We start from the raw sequence: 20,773 nt of genomic DNA on the forward strand, positions 1-20,773 counted from the left end.
GGGGGAGCAGAGGGAGTTAACTCAAAGTTCTACCTTACCGATTCCCTGACGAATGACGAATGACGAATGACAAATGACAAATGACAAATGACAAATGACAAATGACAAATGACAAATGACAAATGACAAATGACAAATGACGAATTGTGTATGCTAGCAATAGCGCAATCATCAAGGAAAGGATCATGAGTGCAGTAACATCAACCCCGAATCAACCCGCTTTAGCGGAATTACGGGCAGGATTACCCAATATTTGCGGGTGGGAAGAGCAAATTCGGGCAGCGGTGCAACAAAATGAACCCGTATTTTTACCGACAACGAATCTGCGTATCGAGGATATCACCTCAGGATTCGCTTGCGCCTTACATCTGCACCAACCCACGATTCCAGCCGGGGTGAATGGTGAATTAATCAGTAATCTCCAGTATATGTTTGAACATCCCCACGATGGCGATAATCATAATGCCGAACCCTTTGCCTGGTGCTACCGTCGTATGGGTGACTTTATTCCCCAACTGGTAGCTGAGGGGTGCAATCCTCGGATTATGCTGGACTATTCGGGTAATCTATTGTGGGGATTCCAGCAAATGGGGCGGGAGGATATCCTGAATAATCTTAAACGGATTACCTGCGATCGCGCTTATCAGCCTTATGTGGAATGGCTGGGAACGATGTGGAGTCATGCGGTTGTTCCCTCTACCCCAATTCCTGATATTAAACTGCATATTCAGGCATGGCAACATTATTTTGCCGCTATGTTTGGGTACGATGCCTTAAAGCGGGTGAAAGGCTTTTCGCCACCAGAGATGCATTTACCCAATCATCCCGATACTTTGTATGAATATATCAAAGCGCTGAAAGACTGTGGCTATCGCTGGTTAATGGTACAGGAACATTCTCTGGAAAATCTGGATGGTTCGGGATTATCGCAGGATCAGAAATATATTCCTAATCGTTTAGTCGCTCGCAATTCTCAGGGCGAAACAATTTATATCACAATTTTGATTAAAACGCAAGGGTCAGATACCAAATTAGTGGCACAAATGCAGCCCTATTTTGAGGCAAAGGGGCGGGGTAAGCAGTCAATTGGCAATCATTCGATTCCCTCCTTAGTCACCCAAATTGCCGATGGCGAAAATGGGGGCGTGATGATGAACGAATATCCCCGTGATTTGTTTCGCATTTACCATGAAATCCGTGACCAAGGGGGCGGTAAAACAGGTGTCGTGCCGATGAATGGGACGGAGTATTTAGAATTAATTGAAGCGGCGGGCGTTAATCCAGAAGATTATCCCCCTTGTCAAGCCATTGGTCAGCATAAAATTTGGCAACGAGTCGATCTGGATAATGTTACACCCGATGCCGTCGCGAATGCAATTGAAGACTTGACCGCCACGGATCATCAATTCCATGTTGATGGGGCATCATGGACGAATGATTTAAGTTGGGTGAAAGGGTATGAAAATGTCTTAGAACCCATGAATCAACTCAGTGCAGCATTTCATCTGAAGTATGACCCATTAGTGCAGCAAGATTCCTCGGTGACGCAGCGGAGTGATTATCAGCAAGCATTATTGTACACGTTGTTACTGGAAACCAGTTGTTTTCGCTATTGGGGACAAGGAATGTGGACGGATTATGCCCGTGAACTTTACCAACGCGGTGAAGCGATTATTAAGGGTTAAGTAGGTGGGGACAATTCAAGGTAACGGTTTAGATTGCCATTTGTCATTTGTCATTTGTTAAGTCGGGGCGGGTTTAGTTACATCTGGGTGTAACCAAAAAGATAGTGGTGAAACCCGCCCCTACACACTCTTCCTCATTGAAAGGCTTGACGCTTTACTTTGGCTTGGCTAAAATTCAACATCCGACTGCAAAGCAGTGAACTTATTACTGCTTTGCATAGACTAACCGAGTGGTACTGGAAATGGGGCAACTAGACAATCAACCGGACAACGGGGAGAATCGAGAACAACAAGCTGCCGATCTCTTGCAATCGATGACCGAGAGTATTGAGGGCATAGAGACGTTGCGTCACAGTCTCATGACCCAGTTTACTCAGGAGATTGAACAGCTACAACAACAGAAAGCCCAGTTGAGCGAGGAAATTAAAACGCTGCACTATCAACGACAGCAGCACTTGACTCAACCGCCAGCACTGATGTCTGATATTGTCCCAACCTTTGCCAACCAACTGCAAGACTTACTCAGTCAACACCTCCAACAACTCACCCAGTCTTCAGAAAGACTATCCGTTGATCAGACAGTGGAAAATCACCAGCAAACTATCCAGGAATTAGTAGCTTCCTTGGATGACACCCTGAGAACTACATTTAGAACCCTGCAACAGGATATGAATAGCTATCACAGCTCAATGTCTCAACAGTTGAGCCAGATGTACAGTCTCCAGGAACAAGCCGAGGTGATTCTAGAGACGCTGGTGAATCGACTCAAAGCTGAAATTCCTCCCCCATCCTCTGAACCCCGTTCTCAAATTCCTCCCGCCGCCCCTAATCCTCTAACGTTACCAGCGCCGGATCAGAATGGGTCTTCTCCTCTTTCTAATCAGGGCGAAATCGTTAGGTCGCCTGCTGAATCACCTTTACCTGTTGTTCCACCTACCCAGCTTCAAAAACGCCCGCAAAAACAATCCACGGGGAAACAGTGGGTTGGGTTAGTGCTGGTGTTGTTATCGTTGCTAGCAATAGCATTTGAAAACGTTTTTGTCAATATTATTTTTAATACCACAGCGATTGCGGGATTCCCAGAACCTGTGGGTGGTTTTTGGATGCCGACGTTAGGGAATTCCTTACTGGTACTATGGTCGCGGATGTTGGTAGTTGTACCGATGGCGGCAATCTTGAGTCGGGGATTTTATCGGGGGGTGTGGCGAGATATTCAACAGGTTCTGCGTTGGCGCAATTGGGGTTTATTCGGTACTCTCCTATGTAGTGGGTTTTTCCTATTCTTATCCAAAGTATTGCTGTATTGGGCATTAGGAATCATTGTGTCCGGTGTGGCTGTGAGCATTTTCTTTATCTATCCCATCGTGCTGTTACTACTGAGCGATCGCTTTAATCGATGGAGTCATTTCATTCCCTTCGCGATGGTAATTGCTGGGTTTGTGCTAACGACTCTACCCAGTGGTAGCGAGGAACTGTCATCATTCGGCGTTACTCTGGCATCAGGGGCTGCGATCGCCTTTGCCCTGCATTTAATGCTGATGCAAAATTTGGCAAAACAGCTTCATCCGATGCCAATTCTGTTGCTGAACTTAGCCATCGTTCTGATATTTTCTGCCTTGGGTGTAATGATATCCTTCCCAGCATCGTGGGGTGTAGTATTTGCGCCGAGTTTAAGTTTAAATTTAGTGATCAGTGGTCTGGTTTTAGGCGGTGTTACTCTAATTAGTTATGTTTTCAACACCATGGGAATTGCCAGAAGTAGTGCAGCTAGTGCTTCGGTTTTGGGGGCTACGTTACCGATTTTAACCGCACTCTTGGCTTTGATTCTAATTCAAAGTTCATTAACGGTTCCTCAAGTCGTGGGTATGGTGCTGGTAACGTTAGGAGTAGCGGCTGTGAACTACCCACACTTCCCTGACGGGTAAGTGTGGGCTTCTGGTTTCGTAGGGGATTGCGTCAGCTTAGGTTTACGCCCAAGTTTCGGTCTCACATCCCCTCCACCAGCAGCAGTCCCAGTCCCTGAGACCGATAAAATCCTGATGCCTTCTGCTCTGATGTTCGCTGAAGCGTTGCCATCTCTGTCATGATGAGTACAACAACTCGGACAAGTCCAAACCCTAACCTCCAGTGGCATTTCATCAACCTGATAATGGCAGTTTGAGCAAAGTTTTGAGCTAGGGAACCATCGGTCAATCTCTACCAGCACCTTACCTTCTTTTTCGAGTTTGTACGACAAGAAATTGACAAACATTCCCCAGCCTACATCAGAAATTGCTTTGGCTAGCTTGTGGTTACGAACCATGCCCTTGGTATTCAAGCTTTCGACTACGATGACTTGGTTTTCGTCAACTAGCTTTCTGGATAGCTTATGCAGGTAGTCTTGACGGACATTGCTAACTCGTTCGTGAACCTTAGCCACCCGTTTTCTGGCTTTATCTCTCGACTTGCTTCCTTTCTCTTTTCTATCTAGTTTCCGTTGCTTTCTTTTCAGGTTACGCTCATGTTTAGCTAAGTGCTTAGGATTAGCAAATTTAGAGGTTTTTATGCCATCATTAACAATGGCAAAATCCTTTAACCCTAAGTCAATCCCTGCAACCTTGCCTTCGGTGCTGACACTTAGGCTACCCCCTTCTACCTCGGTCAAGATGGATGCAAAATACTTACCCGATGGCGTCAGGCTAACCGTTACTGTCTTGATATTCCCTTCAATTGATCGGTGTATTTTCGCCTTGACTTTTGCCACGCGACCCGGAAACTTAAGACAACCATCTACAACTTGAACCGATTGAGGGTACTGAATGGATTGCTTATTCTTTTTGGCTTTAAACCTTGGGTATCTAGCTCTACCTTCAAAGAAGTTTTTATAGGCAGTTACCAGATTAAGCGTCGTCGATTGTAGCACCTGAGAATAGCACTCAGATAACCATTGCGTTTTCTCCTGTTTTTTGAGCTTAGGTAAAAAGGCATTCAATGCAGAACGAGTCAAGCCTTTGCCCGTTGCCTGATAGGTTTCAATGCACAAATTAAGTGCATAATTCCACCACCAACGAGCGCAGCCAAAGTGTTGAGCTAATATCTCTTGCTGTTCAGTTGTTGGATATAGCCTAACTTTGATAGCTTGATGTTGCATTGTTTTCACCTTTTATTACCATTATATACTATTTTCGGTAAGCTGTTCTGAATAAAATGGAAATAAATTGCCTTTCATTGGCGAGAAGTCCCAGAAGCAGGGGAACAATGTAGAGACGTAGCATGCTACGTCTGGGAGCAATGTAGAGACGTGCCATGGCAAATCGGAAACATGATTTTCAGTTGCTAACCCAACACCCGACACCCGACACCCGACACTAAGACGCTGTGACAATGCGATCGCGCCCTCCAGCCATGGCTAAATTTAGGGCGATCTGAGCCGCTTGTAGCACTTCCTTTGCCGTCTTACCATGTTCTGCAAAACTGGCTATCCCCGCAGAAATGGTCAGAGAACCCAGGGATTGACCGCGATAGTCTAAACTAAGTTGCTCAATCCTCTGTCGCACTTGTTCAGCGCGTCGTTGGGTGACGGTTAACTTGGCTTCTGGTAACAATAGGAGAAATTGTTGACCACCATAACGACAGGCAATATCAGACGCCCGAACTTGGCTAGGTAACAAAAACCCAATCTCGCGCACCAGAAAATCCGCCACAGATTTCCCAAATTGCTGCTGTAACTGTTCCATCTCATCGATTTCCAATAAAATGACTCCAATGGGTTTGGGTTGACGTTGAGACTTGCGGATTTCTCGTTCAAAGCATTCTTCCAGGTAACGTCGGTTATACAGTTTCGTCAGTGGATCTCGAAACGTCTGGGTTTTCAGCGTTTCTCGCAGTTTTAAGTTAGCTAATGCCAAGCCAATATGCTTCGCTACCTTTTCTGCTAATTGTCGAGTTTGGGCAATTCGCCCCCGTTGCAGTGAACTGACAGACAATAATCCCACAGTGTCTCCATGGGTAATCATGGGAACACAAAAGGTTTCCACAGCCGGAGAATTTGCGCGAATATGCTGACAGTTTAAACAATACTGAGTGTCATCGACCAAATGAGACTGTCCGCGTCGTAAGGCTAAACATTCGTGGGGCGAAAAGACAGAATCGCTCGTTAACGGGATAGAACCCCACGTCGCGATCGCCTCCAGCAAGTTTTTTGAGGAGTTCATGACAAAAATCGCCCCAATTTCATTGGGAAAAAGGTGTCGGACTAATGGTTCAATCGTTGAACACGCTTCTTCTACCGAATAACTGGATTGAAGTGAATCAATCAATTGTTCGAGTACAGGGGTATTTACGAGTACAGGGGTATTTAATTGACTTTGCATTATACCTGCGGTTTTTAACGGTGAGAGATTATCGTGATGCCCCTGATGTTGGTTCCTCTATACTGGCATTGTTATTTGTCATTCGTCATTTGTCATTCGTCATTTGTCATTCGTCATTGGTCATACTCGCGGAGCGCCAAGCAAGCTACGTCATTGGTCATTCGTCAAGTCGGGGCGGGTGTAGGGTGAGGAGAGCGAAGCGTAACGCACCATTTCAAAAGATAGTAGTGAAACCCGCCCCTACACCATCTTCCCTATCTTCCCCATCTCCCTCATCTTCCCCATCTTCCTCATCTTCCTCATCTCCTTCACCTCCCCCATTTACTCCGCCCCTCCAAAAATAGCTGCTTCTAGCTTCGATAGTGCTTCTTCTAGATTGTCATTGACAATTTGCAGATCGAACTCATTTACCGCCTCGATTTCAGCTTTGGCTCGTTCTAGGCGTCGCGCGATCGCCTCCTCATTATCTTGAGCCCGCCCACGAAGGCGCTGTTCGAGTTCCGCCATATTGGGGGGCAGAATAAAGATACGCAATGCGCTGGGAAAGGTTTGTTGAATTTGCCTTGCTCCCTCCAGTTCAATTTCTAAAAGGACAGACTCACCCCGTTGAATATGCTGGTCTACGGGTTGACGAGGTGTACCATAATAATTTCCCGCATATTCTGCCCATTCTAATAACTCATTGGCGGTTACCATCTGCTTAAAGGTATCCTGACTGACAAAATAATAATGTTGTCCCTCAATTTCGCCGGGACGAGGTTGACGGGTGGTGGTGGAAATCGATAGATACAGTTGCGGGTGTTTCTGTAAGAGTAAACGGACTAGAGTTCCTTTGCCTACGCCACTTGGACCGGTTACTACAATAAGTCTGCCTGGTTTGATCATCGGTTCCTTGTCGAATCAATTGTGGGTGGTTGCCCCATCTTTGCCAATGACAAAGCGATGAGCAACGGTTTCTGGCTGAATCGCTGATAAAATGACATGGCTAGAATCGGTAATAATGACAGATCGAGTGCGCCGCCCATACGTGGCATCAATCAGTTGTCCGCGATCGCGAGCATCTGTAATGATACGCTTAATTGGGGCAGACTCTGGGGAAACGATTGCCACGACACGGTTTGCCGAAACAATGTTACCAAAACCGATATTGATCAGTTGAATATCCATGAAAAACTAACGGCAAAAGCCGCCTGAGGAGCGATTACGAGGGATTTGATTTCAATGTTATCTACTTGACACTCCCCGCGTCTTTAGAGCGGGGATTCTTGGTTCCCTGACTCACCGTTAGCCAGCAGGATTACTCCAACTGACCAAGAGGGTGTGTCTCCCCAAGCGTAAGTTCCGGTATGCCCTACCGTACTTAATCCTTTTTGCAGGATGTTTAGACTGGCGGCAATGTCCCTATCTTCAACGTACCCACAGTTGCCACAGAGGTGTGTTCGTTGAGATAGGGATTTTTTAACTCTATGGTGACACTTTGGGCAATCTTGAGAGGTGTAATGTGGTGGAACCGCCACGGTTACTTTCCCGTACTTATATCCAAAGTATTCTAGCCATTGTCGAAATGTAGACCAGCCTGCATCAGAAATGGACTTAGACAAGTGACGATTTCTTACCAGCCCTTTCACATTTAAGTCTTCATAAGCTACCAAGTCGTTAGATTGGATAACGGAATACGCAACTCGCTTACAGTATTCTTTTCGCTGCCTACTTACTCTTAAATGCTTCCGGGCATATCGTTTCCTTGCCTTATGATAGTTTTTTGATTGCGGTTTGGCTCCCTTCCGGTACTTCTTAGACTTTTTGCGGTTAGCTCTGTTGAGTTGCCTTTCTGAGAAGCGGTAAAACTTTGGTGAATCCTCTGTATGACCATTAGAATCAGCCAGAAAGTATCTGATGCCCAAGTCTAAGCCGATGGCTTTCCCAGTCGGTATAGACGCGCCATGGTGCGTCTCTACAAGCCGCACGTCAACCTTAACCGCAAATTGTGCATAGTAACCGTCAGCACGTCGAACTAACCTTACTCGCTTGATTTGGTCAAGTTGGTAGAAGTTCAGATTGTAAGTGCCTTTAAGCTTTAGTCGCCCTATTCCTTTCTTGTCGGTAAAGGTAACGGCTTTCCGATTCTCCGATAGCTTCCATCCTGATGTTTTGTACTCAACAGAACGGCAGTTTTTCTTGAACTTAGGAAAACCCTTTTTCCCTTTGATTTTGTTCCGACAGTTTTCGTAGAAACGGCTAATAGCACTCCAAGCACGTTCAGCCGATGATTGACGCGCCTGAGAGTTGAGTTCCGCAGCAAAGCTAAACTCTTTCGCTAATACACTGCAATATTTGTTGAGGTCGTACTTGTTGACACCTTTGTTATCCATCCAGTATCGTAAGCATTTATTTCGGACAAATTGCGCTGTCCGAATTGCCTCGTCAATAGCTGCGTATTGAGTTAGTTTAGCTTTTACCTTGAACTCAAAAACTATCATGGTCGTTTTTAGGCTTATACTGCTTATTTTAGCATAAAACCTGATAATTGTACTAGACTCGCAACTTTTGTCCAACTACTTATCAAATATGCAACAGGTTGACGTTACGACCTTGACAGCCGCTTGTGCTGAGTTACAAGCTGGCTGGATACCAGGACGACTCGAACAAGTTTATCAGCGCGATCGCTTTACCATTGCTCTATGCTTACGAACACTTCAGGGTAGAGGATGGCTGACGCTGGCTTGGCATCCCCAAGCCGCCCGAATTTGCTTGACTGATCCGCCACCTCGCCTACCGGATACGTTTACGTTTAGTGATCAACTGCGACATCAGTTAAAGGGGTTGGCGCTAGTCGGAATTCAGTTTATTGCCCCTTGGGAGCGAGTATTGGACTTGCAATTTGCCCGACGCCCTAGAGATCCAATTCTCTGGCATCTGTATGTGGAAATTATGGGGAAATATAGTAACGTGATTCTGACCGATGCTAAAAATATCATCGTCACCGCCGCCCATCAGGTGAGTTCTCAGCAATCCAGTGTCCGTCCGATTCAAACGGGTCAGCCTTACGAACATCCACCAGCATTGTTAGGGGATTTACCCAGTTTAAGTGAGTCCCAGGAGCGTTGGCAAGAACGAGTTAGCTTAGTTCCCGGAGCGTTAAAACGGCAATTACTTAAGAGTTACCGGGGATTAAGTCCCGCCTTGGTGCGTTCTATCATCCAAGCGGCTGAGTTAGATCCCAACCAATCCACGGAAACCTTAGAGACAGAAGATTGGCAACGGTTATTTCAGCGCTGGCAAGAATGGCTATGGGCGCTGGAGAATTGGGATCAAGTTGTAGGGGCGGGTTTTACGGATAACGTTTTGGAGAAAACTGATAACTTAACTAAACCCGCCCTTGTTGGGGAAGATGGGGGCGGGTTTAGTCACGTCAGGGTGACAACAAACGATAATAGTCAAACCCGCCCCTACACAATCAAACCGGGTTGGACAGAGGATGGATATAATGTGCTGGGTTGGGGTGTGGTTAAGCCTGCGCCAAATGTCCAGGTTTTACTGCATCATTACTATACTGACCAACTGAATCAACAAGAGTTTAGCCGACTCCGTAACCAACTGACTCAGAAAGTCAACAATTTTTTAGTGCGATCGCGCTCCAAGGCGTTAGGCTTTGAACAACGGTTACAGCAATCGGAACAGGCGGATGAGTATCGTCAACAGGCTGACTTATTGATGGCGCATCTGCAAGATTGGCAACCGGGAATGAACCAGATCACGGTTCTGGATTTTGAAACCAATCAACCGTTGACGATTTCCCTCGATCCCGACAAAAATGCCGTGCAAAACGCTCAATCCCTCTATAAACGTCATCAAAAGCTGAAACGGGCGCGTCTGGCGGTTGTACCGTTACTGCAAGAGGTGCAAGGGGAAGTTGACTATTTGGAACAGGTTGAGGCATCCTTAATTCAGATTGATCGCTACACGACGCCGGAAGATTTGCAGGCGTTACAGGAAATCCGCGAGGAGTTGATTGGGCAAGGGTATTTGGATGTTCAAGATCAACGCAGTCGGGATGTTGAAGCCTCTGAACCCTACCGATATCGCACGCCCAGTGGGTTTGAATTGTTAATTGGTCGTAACAATCGCCAAAATGACCAACTGACGTTTCGCACGGCTGGGGATTATGACTTGTGGTTTCATACCCAAGAGATTGCTGGGAGTCATGTCTTATTACGGTTAGATCCGGGGGCGGTGGCGGATGAGGTGGATCTCCAGTTTGCGGCTGACTTAGCTGCTCATTATAGTCGAGGTCGTCAGAGTGATGTGGTGCCGGTGGTGTATACTGAGCCGAAGCATGTCTATAAGCCCAAGGGCGCTAAACCGGGGATGGCGATTTACAAGCGAGAACGGATCGTGTGGGGGCGTCCTCAACAGGCTGAACACTATCGGACGGCAGATATCTCTGGTTAAGAATGTAAATTTTGATAAAAAACGTATTCTCTGTTACGATAAAAATATAAAGAAATCTTAAGCTGTGCGCTTGGGAACGGGCAGCAGATTTCCTCCAAAAATGACAACAAAATTTGTAGCACATAAAAGACCATCTGTCAAGTTGATGGTCTTTTTCAGTTATTGGTCATCGGTCAGGGCGGGTTTCGTTGTTTGGTTTAAGGTGTATTTGTTCAATTAATCCCTAAACCCGCCCCTACGGGATCTCGGTTAACGATAGTGCCATTTGGTAAAGTTGGCGTCGCGGCAGATTGGTGAGGTGAGATAATTGACGGGCGGCTTGCGATCGCGAGAATCTTTAGTGTAAGGGTTGTTAGAAAACCTGAATTAAAGTAGATGAACACGCAACTGGTCAATTCACTGGTGCAAATTATTGAGTCCCTCACCCCAGAGGAACGCACCTTGCTGCTTGAGCAACTCAGCAGCAAACGAATTCAGGTTACAGCAGGCGTATGTGGTGGACAACCTCGGATTCGCAACACGCGCATCCCCCTATGGACATTGGTAGCTTTCCGCAAGCAGGGGGCAGATGACGAGGAACTTTTGCGAAATTATCCTACACTTACTAAAAAAGACCTGATTGCTGCTTGGGGATACTACGAACAACACCCAGACGAATGCGATCGCGCTATTGCTGCTATTGATCAGGATGGGGATGGTTAAGGAACGTTTCGTGATCGCCTAATTCGTGTCAAAAAGCAGAACCAGCCTAAATCGAGCCGTCAAGTGTTTGTGATCCAGGACTATACCAGGTAAGTGTTCATGTACTAAGGTAAGGATAGTGCCATTTGGTAAAGTTGGCGTCGTGGGAGATTGGTGAGGTGAGATAATTGACGGGCGGCTTGCGATCGCGAAAGTCCTTGGTTAATCAGTTGACTAAGTTCGGCTTTGAGGGCGGCTTCAGAGAGGACAGGGGTTTCAGCAGGTGCGCCAGCGAGGACAAGAGTAAATTCGCCTTTGGGTTCGTGGTCAGTGTAATATGCGATCGCGTCTTCAATGGTGCCTCGCCAGAATTGTTCGTGTAACTTGGTTAACTCCCGCGCGAGGACGATTTGACGAGACGGACTAAAGATGTTGGCGAAATCTTGTAGGGTTTGCTGGAGACGGTAGGGCGATTCGTAAAAAATTAACGTTCTCGATTCAGCCGCTAACACCTCCAACCGTTGTTGGCGTTCTTGTCCACTCGCGGGTAAAAAGCCTTCAAACACAAATCGATCTGTGGGGAGTCCAGAGGCGCTGAGGGCGGTAATTCCCGCCGTAGCACCGGGGATGGGGATAACCGGAATTCCAGCTTCTATAGCAGCTTGGACGAGTTCATAACCGGGGTCAGAGATACTTGGCATTCCCGCATCCGTAACCAGGGCGATAGTTTTTCCTGTGGTTAACTGATTTAGCAATTCAGGTAGGCGCTGCTGGCGATTGTGCTGGTGGTAACTGATTTGGTTGGTTTTAATTTGAAAATGCTGCAACAATTTTCCCGTGTGGCGGGTATCTTCGGCGGCGATAGTATCGACTGTTTGTAAGATGCGTACCGCCCGGAAGGTCATATCTTCTAGGTTGCCAATTGGCGTCCCGACAACATACAGTGTCCCCATTTGTCTAATTTAATACCTGCTGACTTTGTTACTCTAGCTCGTTTTAGCGTGGGATTCTCATATCTTCAGACTTACGCCAATTTTAATGATGATGTCCTCACCGTCTACAACCCAAGGCAAGGCATAATAGCAGTAGAGTTTATCTCTCAACCTTCTTTAGTCCATAGCTAAGGAATCTGATTATGCATATAGCAACAGAAAATTCAATCCGATCCCTTTCAACGTTACTCTCAAATAAGAGCGACAACTTTGTTAACGGTTTAGCTTCAGCCAAGCTAGCATTAGAACAGTTGTATGAATCTGGCACAGGGCAATTATCTAGAGATGAAATCAGAGATGACTTGATCAAGCTTGTAGAGACTTCGGAGCAGATAAAGTCAACAAATAATCTGAGAGAAAATACGAAATTTTTCTTTTCTGAGTATAAACCTCTCTCTAAACACCTCAGAACTAAATACAGTGATTTATTCCCCAGCAGGGTTGTCAAAAAACTGGAAGCTGAGGACAAATATATGGAGGGATTTAAAGAATTGCTCATTACTCAGGACTATATGCTTCAGGCTTTTTCTGACCAAAATCCAGTCGATAAAGCTGGGAAAATCTACACAGGAATGGTTAAGTTGTCAGACGTCTTAGAACAGTACATTTCCTTCTTTCCTGATCAATTGATCGAGAGCATCAAAACGATAGCACTAGGATTTATGGCAGATCCAACCCTTCAGCCTGAGCAATCTGGTATTTCGCCAGAAGTCGTCTCTTATCTCACCGCTCTTAAGCATACCTCAAGAGGTGTACTATGGCAGCTTGAGCATTACCAAAAGCATAAAAAAAACACAGTTGGAGAGTTATTAAATTGGCTTGACAGCGCACCAACCTGGAAGGGAGATGATTTTGATGAGTGTTTGGAATATGTCAATATAACGAGGAAGTAGTCAGGTAAAATTTAGGTAAAATTATTGTCTATCTGTTAGACACAAATCACTGTAGCTTTGTGTTTGCTCAAAGAGATGCTCAGGTTATCCAAAAACTAGAGTCACTGATTGTAGACACGGAAATATCTATAAATACAATCATCTATGGCGAACTAATGACAATGGTTGAGAAGTCTCAAAGAAGACAAGAAAATCTCGCTTTGCTTGATGAATTTGTAAAACAATTAAATATTTATCCCATCGATACAGAAACATCGAGAATTTATGGTAGGTTTTATGCTGAGATATTTAATAAATTTGCCCCGAAAGATAAGCCAAAGCGCAGAAAGTATGACATCAAGGATGCAGGTGTGCGAATTAACGATTTATGGATAGCCTGCACAGCCATACAACATAATTTGATCATTGTTTCAGAAGATAGGGATTTCAGAGTGATGAATCAAGTCAGAAATCTGAAACTAGAATGCTGGAAGGCGAATGTATCCTGATAAACACTGTAGGGGCGCACTGACGTGCGCCCGATTTAATAACGTGCGCCCGATTTAACAGTAAAATCCATCCCATTATTTTAGCTTTGCTGCGGAACGTCTTCTAATGTATCAGATAATAGGGTACGGCAGTGCCGTACCCCTACCACATCCCAGGGATAATTTATTCGGTAGGGTCACGATAATATCGTGACCTAATCTTGTTGACCATAAACTACGTTTGAGCAAATTGCCAGCGCGTGATATTGCCATCTTTACGGCTAATTAAAACGCCAAACCATTCTAAGCGTTCTAAGTTTTCAGCAATGGCTTTTTTCTGGCGTTGTCCACCTTTAAATTGAGCCGCGATTTGTTCAACTGTCCATTCCCCACTATTAGAAAGTAATAAATCACGAATGGCGGCGAGTTGGTCTTTGGGTTTCTTGGGTAAGGGTTTTTGAACGGCTGGGGTAACGGTTTCGGTTTCGGGTTCTATGACACCAGGAATTACCTGTTGGGTTCTCACTTCATCGGGGGCTTGGTATTCTGGACGCAGCCAGCGAATTAACCCGTTACGTTCTTCTTCGGCGCGTTCGGCGTTGAGGGCGACTAATCGTTCTAAAATTTCTTCATCGCTAATATCATGATGCCATCCATAGGCATCTAAAACGGCGATATCGAGTTCATCGTGGATTTGTTTGAGGGTGGAAACTAAGGCTTTATTGTTGTAGTCTCGGTCTTTATCGGTGAAGGGTTGACCTGCACGGAGTTTTTCTAGCAGGTTATACATTCCAGTAATCGTGATATCGGGATGTTGGGCTTGGACTTGCTTGCGATGGGCGTCTAATTTTTCGCCAAGTTCGCGGATTTTTTGTTTTTGTTCGGGGGTGGGGTTAGGGAAGGGGAAGGGGTCGAAGCAACTCAATTTGGGATATACAGGTGTCGGACCAAGTTGTGCTCCACAAGCTAATGCCCAAGCCACATGAACTTTACTAGAGAGAATACCTAAGTAGTAAGCATTATCAAGAGCTATAACAATGATTTTATTGTCAGGTTTTACTTGATTATCTAAAAATAGAAAAGAACGATGCTTGGCAGTTTCTACTGTTGCAATATACCTAGTTAAGTTAATTAATGCAGGTCTGAAGCTAGCACGAGGTTCACCGAAAATCCACCAATATTCACGGTAAGATTCTCGATTATTTTGTTCTCGCTCTGGTTTGACACGCTCATAGACCCATTGATAGGCTCTTGGATATTTTTTATATATTTCTTTTTCTGTTAACCCAAATAAATCAATCACAAATAATTTTCTAGATGTATGCAGTAAATCACGTCCATTTACATAAGGATAAATAATATCAGACTCAAGACTATTTGTTTCTGTTTCAGTTAAACAAAATCCCATGCCGTGCAACTTTACACCAGGACAGCATAACTTCTGATTACTTTTCAGGGGTACTGCATTGCTAACATCAACACCAGCCTGAAGGTTACTGAAAATCCGTCCCACATTTTGCAATTCTACTTCAACGTGTTCGGCTAACTTTTCTGGTGTCTCCCCTTCATCCTCAACCACTACAGCCCCCAACTGGGCAGTTTTAACCGACTTTTTCGGATCATCCAACTCAGCCGCCGTCATCGCAATTCTAACCGCAGCCCCTCCATCCACCCAAGGGTGATCCGGAATCGCAAAGATAAGCCGAATAGATTTCTTTTGCTTAACGTGAAAATCAATGACTTTTCGCTGACGAACCTGGCGAATACTATTCGTCGTAATTAATCCAAATCGCTGCACCTGACCCACCCGAACTAACTCAGCCGCCTTGTGCCACCAATACATAACAAAATCAACTGTATCTGGTACATCTGTATAAACCTTGCGTAGCGTTTCTGCATAGCCATCCCCCAACACTTCCCGCATTTTGGCATTGCCAATAAACGGAGGATTAGAAACAATATAATCTGCCGCTTGCCACTCAGCCGGACGAGGATTAATATAACGATAAATTGGAATTTGATCCGTTGGGTCGGGTACATCTTCCCCTGTAACCGGATGCTTCATCATCCGCCCGCCCCAACGAGTACGCGGCTGCTTTGTTTCTGGGTCAATATCCGGTTCTTTGCCATCATAAGCCAACACCGCATCTCGATATTCAATATTCTCAAACTTCTGTAAAATCGGTTCTGGCGGCGCGGCTGTACCAAAGCGCTTGAAGTGCCATTGTAGATACCCAATCCAGATTACCAGTTCCGCGATCGCAGCCGCCCGGGGATTGATCTCAATACCCAGAAACTGAGAGGGATTCACTTGTTCAAGTTCAAGCTGTACCCGTCCAATCACATCCTCAAATCGTTGCACCACTTCCGCTTCTAAACTTTTGAGTAAATCCAGGGTGACATAGAGGAAATTCCCTGATCCACAAGCGGGATCAAGGATGCGAATGGTTCGCAATTCTTGGAGAAATGCCTGAATTTCTGCGGCGGCTTTCTTCTTCTGCGCGGCGGTTGGTTCGTCTTGTCCCTCTTTGAGTTCTAAAATGCGTTTGAGTTCCGGTTCAATATCCAACTCCCAACGCTGTCGCAACGGTTCCAGAACCACCGGACGTGCTAACCGTTCCACATAGGATCGAGGTGTATAATGCGCCCCTAAACGACTGCGTTCTTTCGGATCTAATGCCCGTTCTAATAATGTGCCAAAAATGGCGGGTTCAACTTGACTCCAATCTTTCTCCGCTGCTTGTAGTAATACCTCTAACTGGTCTTTCGGCAAATCAAATGCTGTGGCATTTTCAAAGAAACTACCATTAAATTTGAGAATCGTCTCAAACCCAAACTGACCCCCAGTATTCATAATTTGCCAGAGGTTTTCAATTTCCGGTTTAAATGTAGCGGGGTTGGGAATCCAACGTTCCCTTAACGCATGGGTAAATACCTCTCCTTTCAATAACTCCACATCTTCAGCAAACATCGTAAAGATGCAGCGCATCAGAAAATTAGACACCGCCTGAGGCGGATGCTTTTGAGCTTCTAATCCCTTCGCCAGCTTTGCCAAATCATCAGCCACTTCCCGCGTTACTCTTGCTCGATATTTCTCTGGGTTCAGTTGCTGCGGATCAGTAAAAATCGTCACAAAACGGTCAAAGACATCCGATTTGAGCAAATCCCTTAACTCGATTCGCTCTCTCGCTCCATAACCGCCATAATCCCCACTAAACCCCGTCCATACCTCAAAGTGAGACCCAATATCACAAGTGATTAAAAACGGTGGTTTTGACGGCAAAAATGGCGTATAAGACCGCGCTTGGAAAAATGCCTTTTCCATCGCCTTGCGATAGGCTTCTGTCCCCCGCTTCGCTGTTCCCTTCCCGGCGGTTGTTCCACCCTGCTTTGCTTCAATTAAAAAATGCTCCGCTTTGTAGAAATCAGCAAACCGAGTGGTAATATCACGATCAGCGTGGAAAAACTTTATTTCTTTATCAAAACAGTACGGATCACCAGGGACATTTCCTTTCGGCGGCGGACTAGCCACGCCTAATGCTGTGCATAAATCTTGGAAAAAGGCTTGATAGTTGGCTCTCTCATTCCCCTGAGAACCCAACCACTTATCTAGAAAGGCTTGAGTGCGATCGCGATCGGATGAGCGCATTTCACCGAATAGGGTATGCTTGTCTGTATTAATATTAATTGTAACCAACCAGACAGCCCAATGTTATTTAAGAGGCAAATTAGAATTGAAGTAAAGGGCGACCCGATCAATTTAAATGGACACAGTTGTTGATTTGTGCAAGCGGGTCGCCCCTACATGAGAATTAACACGAAGCTTAGATTTAAATTTTGGGGGAAGGGCGCACGTCGGTGCGCCCCTACCCTACCGCTGAATTTGAGCGAAGATTTCGTCTAATATCTCTTGTGCCCCTTGCTGACGTAATAGTTGAGCCAGTTCCACCCCTAAAGCTTCCGCCTCAGTCGCCTCCCCGGTCACGGTATCTTTAATTAAGCTTGTTCCATCTAAACGGGCAACCATACCTGTAAGGATTAGGCTATTCCCTTTAATCTCTGTATTTACGCCAATGGGGACTTGACAACCGCCTTCGAGTTCTCGTAAAAATGCCCGTTCTGCATAACACCGTTGTGCGGTTGGGGAATGTTCAATGGCTTTGAGTATATCCAAGATTTCTGGATCATCCCCCCGACATTCTATGCCCAACGCCCCTTGTCCAACGGCATGGAGGGAAATCTCCGAGGGTATAACTTGGTGGATGCGATCGCTCATATCCAATCGTTTTAACCCAGCGGCGGCTAAAATCAAAGCGTCAAACTCCCCAGCATCCAGTTTTCCGAGTCGGGTATTCAGATTTCCGCGAATATCTTTAAACGTGAAATGGGGGAAGTGGTAGCGCAATTGTGCCAAACGCCGCAGGGATGAGGTGCCAATTACCGCACCTTCGGGAAGGGTATCCAGTTGCTTACCTTGGTGCTTAGCGTGAACCACCAATGCGTCAGCGGGGTTTTCGCGTTCCGTCACACACCCCAAGACTAATCCTTCTGGTAACGCGGTGGGCAAATCTTTGAGGGAATGCACCGCTAAATCAATCTCCTGATTCAGCATCCCTACTTCCAATTCCTTGGTAAAGAGTCCCTTATCACCAATCTTGGAGAGTGCCACATCCAAGATTTTATCCCCGTGGGTACTCATCGTCTGGACTTCAAAGTCCCGATCCGGGTAGTGTTTTTTTAGTTGTTCCTGTACCCAATAGGTTTGCACCAAAGCCAATTGGCTTTTGCGGGAACCGATACGAATCGTGCGAGCAGGACTGGTAACAGTGGAGGACATAGAGCGATCGCGTCAAACAAATATAAAGAGTCACCTACACTAGACTACCGCAGTTTGGTCATTCGGTCTTTGTCCTTTGTCACTCTTCCCTATTCCCTGTTCCCCTTCCCCTGTTCCCTGTTCCCTCGTCATTACCAATAACGATAGGAATAAAAGACTATGATCGATGAAGGTTACGTTAAGTATCAATGCCATTGGATTGAGACAAAACCACTCCCCTATAAAAAGATTGCCGAACTTAATCAATGGCGCGATAAGCTCTATCAATTGCATCTAATCGGCATGTATGAAAATGGGATTGGTTTTGGTAATCTCAGTATTCGTTATACGCCCTCCGGTGAGTTTATCATCTCTGGCACAAAAACAGGCAGTCTTCCCCGATTAACAGAACATCACTATACTATTGTCACCGATTTTGATTTAGACCAGAATTCTTTAACCTGCACCGGACCCATCCAAGCCTCATCGGAAGCGTTAACTCATGCCACTCTCTATGCGGCAAATCCGACAATTAACGCAATTATTCACGTTCACAATCTCCCCCTGTGGCAGCAATTAATCAACCAAGTCCCCACCACCGCCCAAGACTGTCCCTACGGCACTCCGGAAATGGCACGAGAAATTCTCCGATTATTTGACCAAGAGAATCTGATGGCAAAAAAGATTCTGGTAATGGCGGGACATGAAGAAGGAATTATTACTTTTGGCGAAACCTTAGATGAAGCTGGGGCTATACTTTTGAACTACTACAATGGAAAAGTCATAAGTATGCCCTAGAACGCAGTGAAGGGTCAATGGTAGGGGCAGGTTTAGCCATAATTGTAGGGGCGGGTTTAGCCACTAACTTAACTTGTCACTGACAAATGAACAACAAAACCCGCCCTCCCCACCGATAAATGAACAACAAAACCCGCCCTCCCCACTGATAAATGAACAACTCATATCGTTGTAGGTTGGGTTTCGTCAACCCAACAGAATCTCAGGCTAAAGCCCTTACTACGAACCTGCATAACCCCAAATCGGCTAGAGATATATCGCAGTAGCCTCCACTCGCCACGGATTTACTATCCCATACAGCAGCTTTCTTTGGTGAGTGCGATTAGTCTTGAGAAAATCAAAGCTGCTGTTCTAGAAAAGACAATGAACAGTTCTATAAAAATTGTACAGTATATCAAACCATCTCACCTATTTATCGCTGCTTATGGGATGTCAATATCCCTCACGATTTGGGCAATCCAATCAGATTCCTACACTGTCTTTATCGCCTTGATTTGCGTCATCGCCTCCATTATTGGTGCAAATTTAGCCCATCGTTGGGTGATGTGCGGAGTTACCTTGGATACCATCGATAAAGCCCTGAAACATCATCAGCGACTGGTTTATATTATTCTATTTGGGGTGGGTGCGATCGCGACGAGTTTGGCTTCACTTATTCTGCTACAAGGTGTCAAGGTTACAGATTTAGCCATTTTTGCCACAAATCTGCCATTACCCCACTGGATTCCGACAATTATTTTACTTTATATTGCAGAATATCTAAACCTTTTTATCCTCGGATTAGGATGTTTTGCTTTAGGATTGGTTGTGTTTTTCGTGGGATTTGGTCGAGGAATCTCTCAACCTCTACCTTTATTAATGGCTACCGTTATCGGAATGATACTACCATTAGCCATATTTAGCCATTACTTACTCCCCGTCACAGGGATGCTAGGCGAACCTTTTGTGGTTGAGGGCGTGGTGCTACAAACCACTTCTCATACCTGCGCCCCGGCTAGCATTGCGACTCTGGCTCGTTGGGTGGGCTTAGACCCCAGTTTATCAGAGCGAGATGTGGTTCAACTCACCCATACGAGTCGATTAGGAACCACGGCTTTAGCCGAAATTCGGGCAATGCGCCAGTTAGGACTCGCGCCAAAGTACCAACGTCAGTTAACTATAGCTGATTTAATTACCACGAATCAACCGGCTGTTCTCAGTGTCAATGAAGATGTAGATGGCGTCATCTTTTTACATGCTGTTGTCCTATTATCTATCAATCCAGAATCACAAACTGTAACAATTGGCAACCCTCTCTATGGGCGTCAGGTGAAAACTTTTGACCATATTAACGGATATTGGACAGGTGATGCTGTGTTTGTCAACAATCCCAAAGCCCAACAATTGCATAACCCCAACTCAGTGGGAGATATACCGAAGTAGACTCCACTCGCCATCGATTTACTACCCCATACAGCAGCTTTCTTTGGTGAGTGCGATCGCGCCCTATAGCCATCCTATTTGAGTTGGAAGTTAGATTCCCCACAAGTCGGGATTCTCAGCCTGACGAATCAGGGTTAATTCCTATAGGTAAACCACTCAAATTTTGCACCATTATGTACTAATGTAACAGAGAGTGGGCAAGAAATCCAAAGGTT

General features: G+C 45.6%; 18 protein-coding genes and 1 pseudogene. 9 read left to right on the plus strand and 10 right to left on the minus strand.

Annotated features, from left to right (window positions below; translation table 11 throughout):
• Positions 1-34: 34 nt before the first annotated feature.
• Positions 35-160: a hypothetical protein gene (locus tag RIG27_RS31180; protein ID WP_446350962.1), complete on the minus strand. Its 126-nt coding sequence runs from the start codon at positions 158-160 to the stop codon at positions 35-37.
• A 25-nt stretch (positions 161-185) separates the two neighbouring features.
• Here RIG27_RS31180 and RIG27_RS31185 point away from each other — a divergent pair, with 25 nt between their 5' ends.
• Positions 186-1,685 carry a glycosyl hydrolase family 57 gene (locus RIG27_RS31185; RefSeq protein WP_446350963.1) on the plus strand — a complete coding sequence of 500 codons (1,500 nt, stop codon included), beginning with the start codon at positions 186-188 and terminating at the stop codon, positions 1,683-1,685.
• Between the two features lie 242 nt (positions 1,686-1,927).
• Positions 1,928-3,610: an EamA family transporter gene (locus RIG27_RS31190; protein ID WP_446350964.1), complete on the plus strand. Its 1,683-nt coding sequence runs from the start codon at positions 1,928-1,930 to the stop codon at positions 3,608-3,610.
• On the opposite strand, the gene RIG27_RS31195 is transcribed toward RIG27_RS31190, so the two are convergent.
• Both RIG27_RS31195 and RIG27_RS31200 read right to left on the minus strand, forming a co-directional pair.
• The gene (locus RIG27_RS31195) at positions 3,586-4,815 is read right to left on the minus strand and encodes an RNA-guided endonuclease InsQ/TnpB family protein (protein WP_446350965.1); all 1,230 of its coding nucleotides are present in this window, start codon (positions 4,813-4,815) and stop codon (positions 3,586-3,588) included. The genes RIG27_RS31190 and RIG27_RS31195 overlap by 25 nt on opposite strands.
• Positions 4,816-5,032: 217 nt before the next feature.
• Positions 5,033-6,037: a GGDEF domain-containing protein gene (locus RIG27_RS31200; protein ID WP_446350966.1), complete on the minus strand. Its 1,005-nt coding sequence runs from the start codon at positions 6,035-6,037 to the stop codon at positions 5,033-5,035.
• 33 nt (positions 6,038-6,070) lie between these two features.
• Here RIG27_RS31200 and RIG27_RS31205 point away from each other — a divergent pair, with 33 nt between their 5' ends.
• Positions 6,071-6,226 (plus strand): hypothetical protein, encoded by a 156-nt coding sequence (locus tag RIG27_RS31205; protein ID WP_446350967.1) that lies wholly within the window; start codon positions 6,071-6,073, stop codon positions 6,224-6,226.
• Positions 6,227-6,358: 132 nt separating this feature from the next.
• Here the strand turns inward: RIG27_RS31205 and gmk are convergent, their stop codons facing one another.
• The 3 genes from gmk to RIG27_RS31220 form a co-directional block, all read right to left on the minus strand.
• On the minus strand, positions 6,359-6,922 hold the full coding sequence (gene gmk, locus RIG27_RS31210; protein WP_446350968.1) for a guanylate kinase: 564 nt from the start codon (positions 6,920-6,922) through the stop codon (positions 6,359-6,361).
• A gap of 15 nt (positions 6,923-6,937) precedes the next feature.
• The gene (gene remA, locus RIG27_RS31215; RefSeq protein ID WP_446350969.1) at positions 6,938-7,204 is read right to left on the minus strand and encodes an extracellular matrix/biofilm regulator RemA; all 267 of its coding nucleotides are present in this window, start codon (positions 7,202-7,204) and stop codon (positions 6,938-6,940) included.
• A gap of 83 nt (positions 7,205-7,287) precedes the next feature.
• Positions 7,288-8,517, minus strand: coding sequence for an RNA-guided endonuclease InsQ/TnpB family protein (locus tag RIG27_RS31220; RefSeq protein ID WP_446350970.1), 1,230 nt, complete (start codon positions 8,515-8,517; stop codon positions 7,288-7,290).
• Positions 8,518-8,605: 88 nt separating this feature from the next.
• On the opposite strand from RIG27_RS31220, the gene RIG27_RS31225 reads away from it, so the two are divergent.
• Positions 8,606-10,489 (plus strand): Rqc2 family fibronectin-binding protein, encoded by a 1,884-nt coding sequence (locus tag RIG27_RS31225; RefSeq protein ID WP_446350971.1) that lies wholly within the window; start codon positions 8,606-8,608, stop codon positions 10,487-10,489.
• Positions 10,490-10,724: 235 nt separating this feature from the next.
• Here RIG27_RS31225 and RIG27_RS31230 read toward each other — a convergent pair.
• A pseudogene (locus RIG27_RS31230) lies at positions 10,725-10,805 on the minus strand (hypothetical protein); the annotation flags it as partial.
• A gap of 59 nt (positions 10,806-10,864) precedes the next feature.
• On the opposite strand from RIG27_RS31230, the gene RIG27_RS31235 reads away from it, so the two are divergent.
• The gene (locus tag RIG27_RS31235; RefSeq protein ID WP_446340093.1) at positions 10,865-11,191 is read left to right on the plus strand and encodes a DUF433 domain-containing protein; all 327 of its coding nucleotides are present in this window, start codon (positions 10,865-10,867) and stop codon (positions 11,189-11,191) included.
• A 104-nt stretch (positions 11,192-11,295) separates the two neighbouring features.
• On the opposite strand, the gene rsmI is transcribed toward RIG27_RS31235, so the two are convergent.
• Positions 11,296-12,123: a 16S rRNA (cytidine(1402)-2'-O)-methyltransferase gene (gene rsmI / locus RIG27_RS31240; protein WP_446350972.1), complete on the minus strand. Its 828-nt coding sequence runs from the start codon at positions 12,121-12,123 to the stop codon at positions 11,296-11,298.
• Between the two features lie 182 nt (positions 12,124-12,305).
• On the opposite strand from rsmI, the gene RIG27_RS31245 reads away from it, so the two are divergent.
• Entirely contained in the window at positions 12,306-13,055 is a 750-nt protein-coding gene (locus tag RIG27_RS31245) for a hypothetical protein (protein WP_446350973.1), read from the plus strand.
• A gap of 32 nt (positions 13,056-13,087) precedes the next feature.
• Positions 13,088-13,543, plus strand: a complete 456-nt coding sequence (locus tag RIG27_RS31250; protein ID WP_446351013.1) for a type II toxin-antitoxin system VapC family toxin — start codon at positions 13,088-13,090, stop codon at positions 13,541-13,543.
• A 214-nt stretch (positions 13,544-13,757) separates the two neighbouring features.
• Here the strand turns inward: RIG27_RS31250 and RIG27_RS31255 are convergent, their stop codons facing one another.
• Positions 13,758-17,219, minus strand: coding sequence for a DNA methyltransferase (locus RIG27_RS31255; protein ID WP_446350974.1), 3,462 nt, complete (start codon positions 17,217-17,219; stop codon positions 13,758-13,760).
• A 174-nt stretch (positions 17,220-17,393) separates the two neighbouring features.
• Positions 17,394-18,359 carry a hydroxymethylbilane synthase gene (hemC, locus tag RIG27_RS31260; protein ID WP_446340089.1) on the minus strand — a complete coding sequence of 322 codons (966 nt, stop codon included), beginning with the start codon at positions 18,357-18,359 and terminating at the stop codon, positions 17,394-17,396.
• 159 nt (positions 18,360-18,518) lie between these two features.
• On the opposite strand from hemC, the gene RIG27_RS31265 reads away from it, so the two are divergent.
• On the plus strand, positions 18,519-19,136 hold the full coding sequence (locus RIG27_RS31265; protein WP_446350975.1) for a class II aldolase/adducin family protein: 618 nt from the start codon (positions 18,519-18,521) through the stop codon (positions 19,134-19,136).
• A 363-nt stretch (positions 19,137-19,499) separates the two neighbouring features.
• On the plus strand, positions 19,500-20,558 hold the full coding sequence (locus tag RIG27_RS31270; RefSeq protein ID WP_446350976.1) for a cysteine peptidase family C39 domain-containing protein: 1,059 nt from the start codon (positions 19,500-19,502) through the stop codon (positions 20,556-20,558).
• Positions 20,559-20,773 lie beyond the last annotated feature (215 nt).

This window comes from Coleofasciculus sp. F4-SAH-05 (assembly GCF_040222985.1).
Taxonomy (GTDB): Bacteria; Cyanobacteriota; Cyanobacteriia; order Cyanobacteriales; family Coleofasciculaceae; genus Coleofasciculus; species Coleofasciculus chthonoplastes.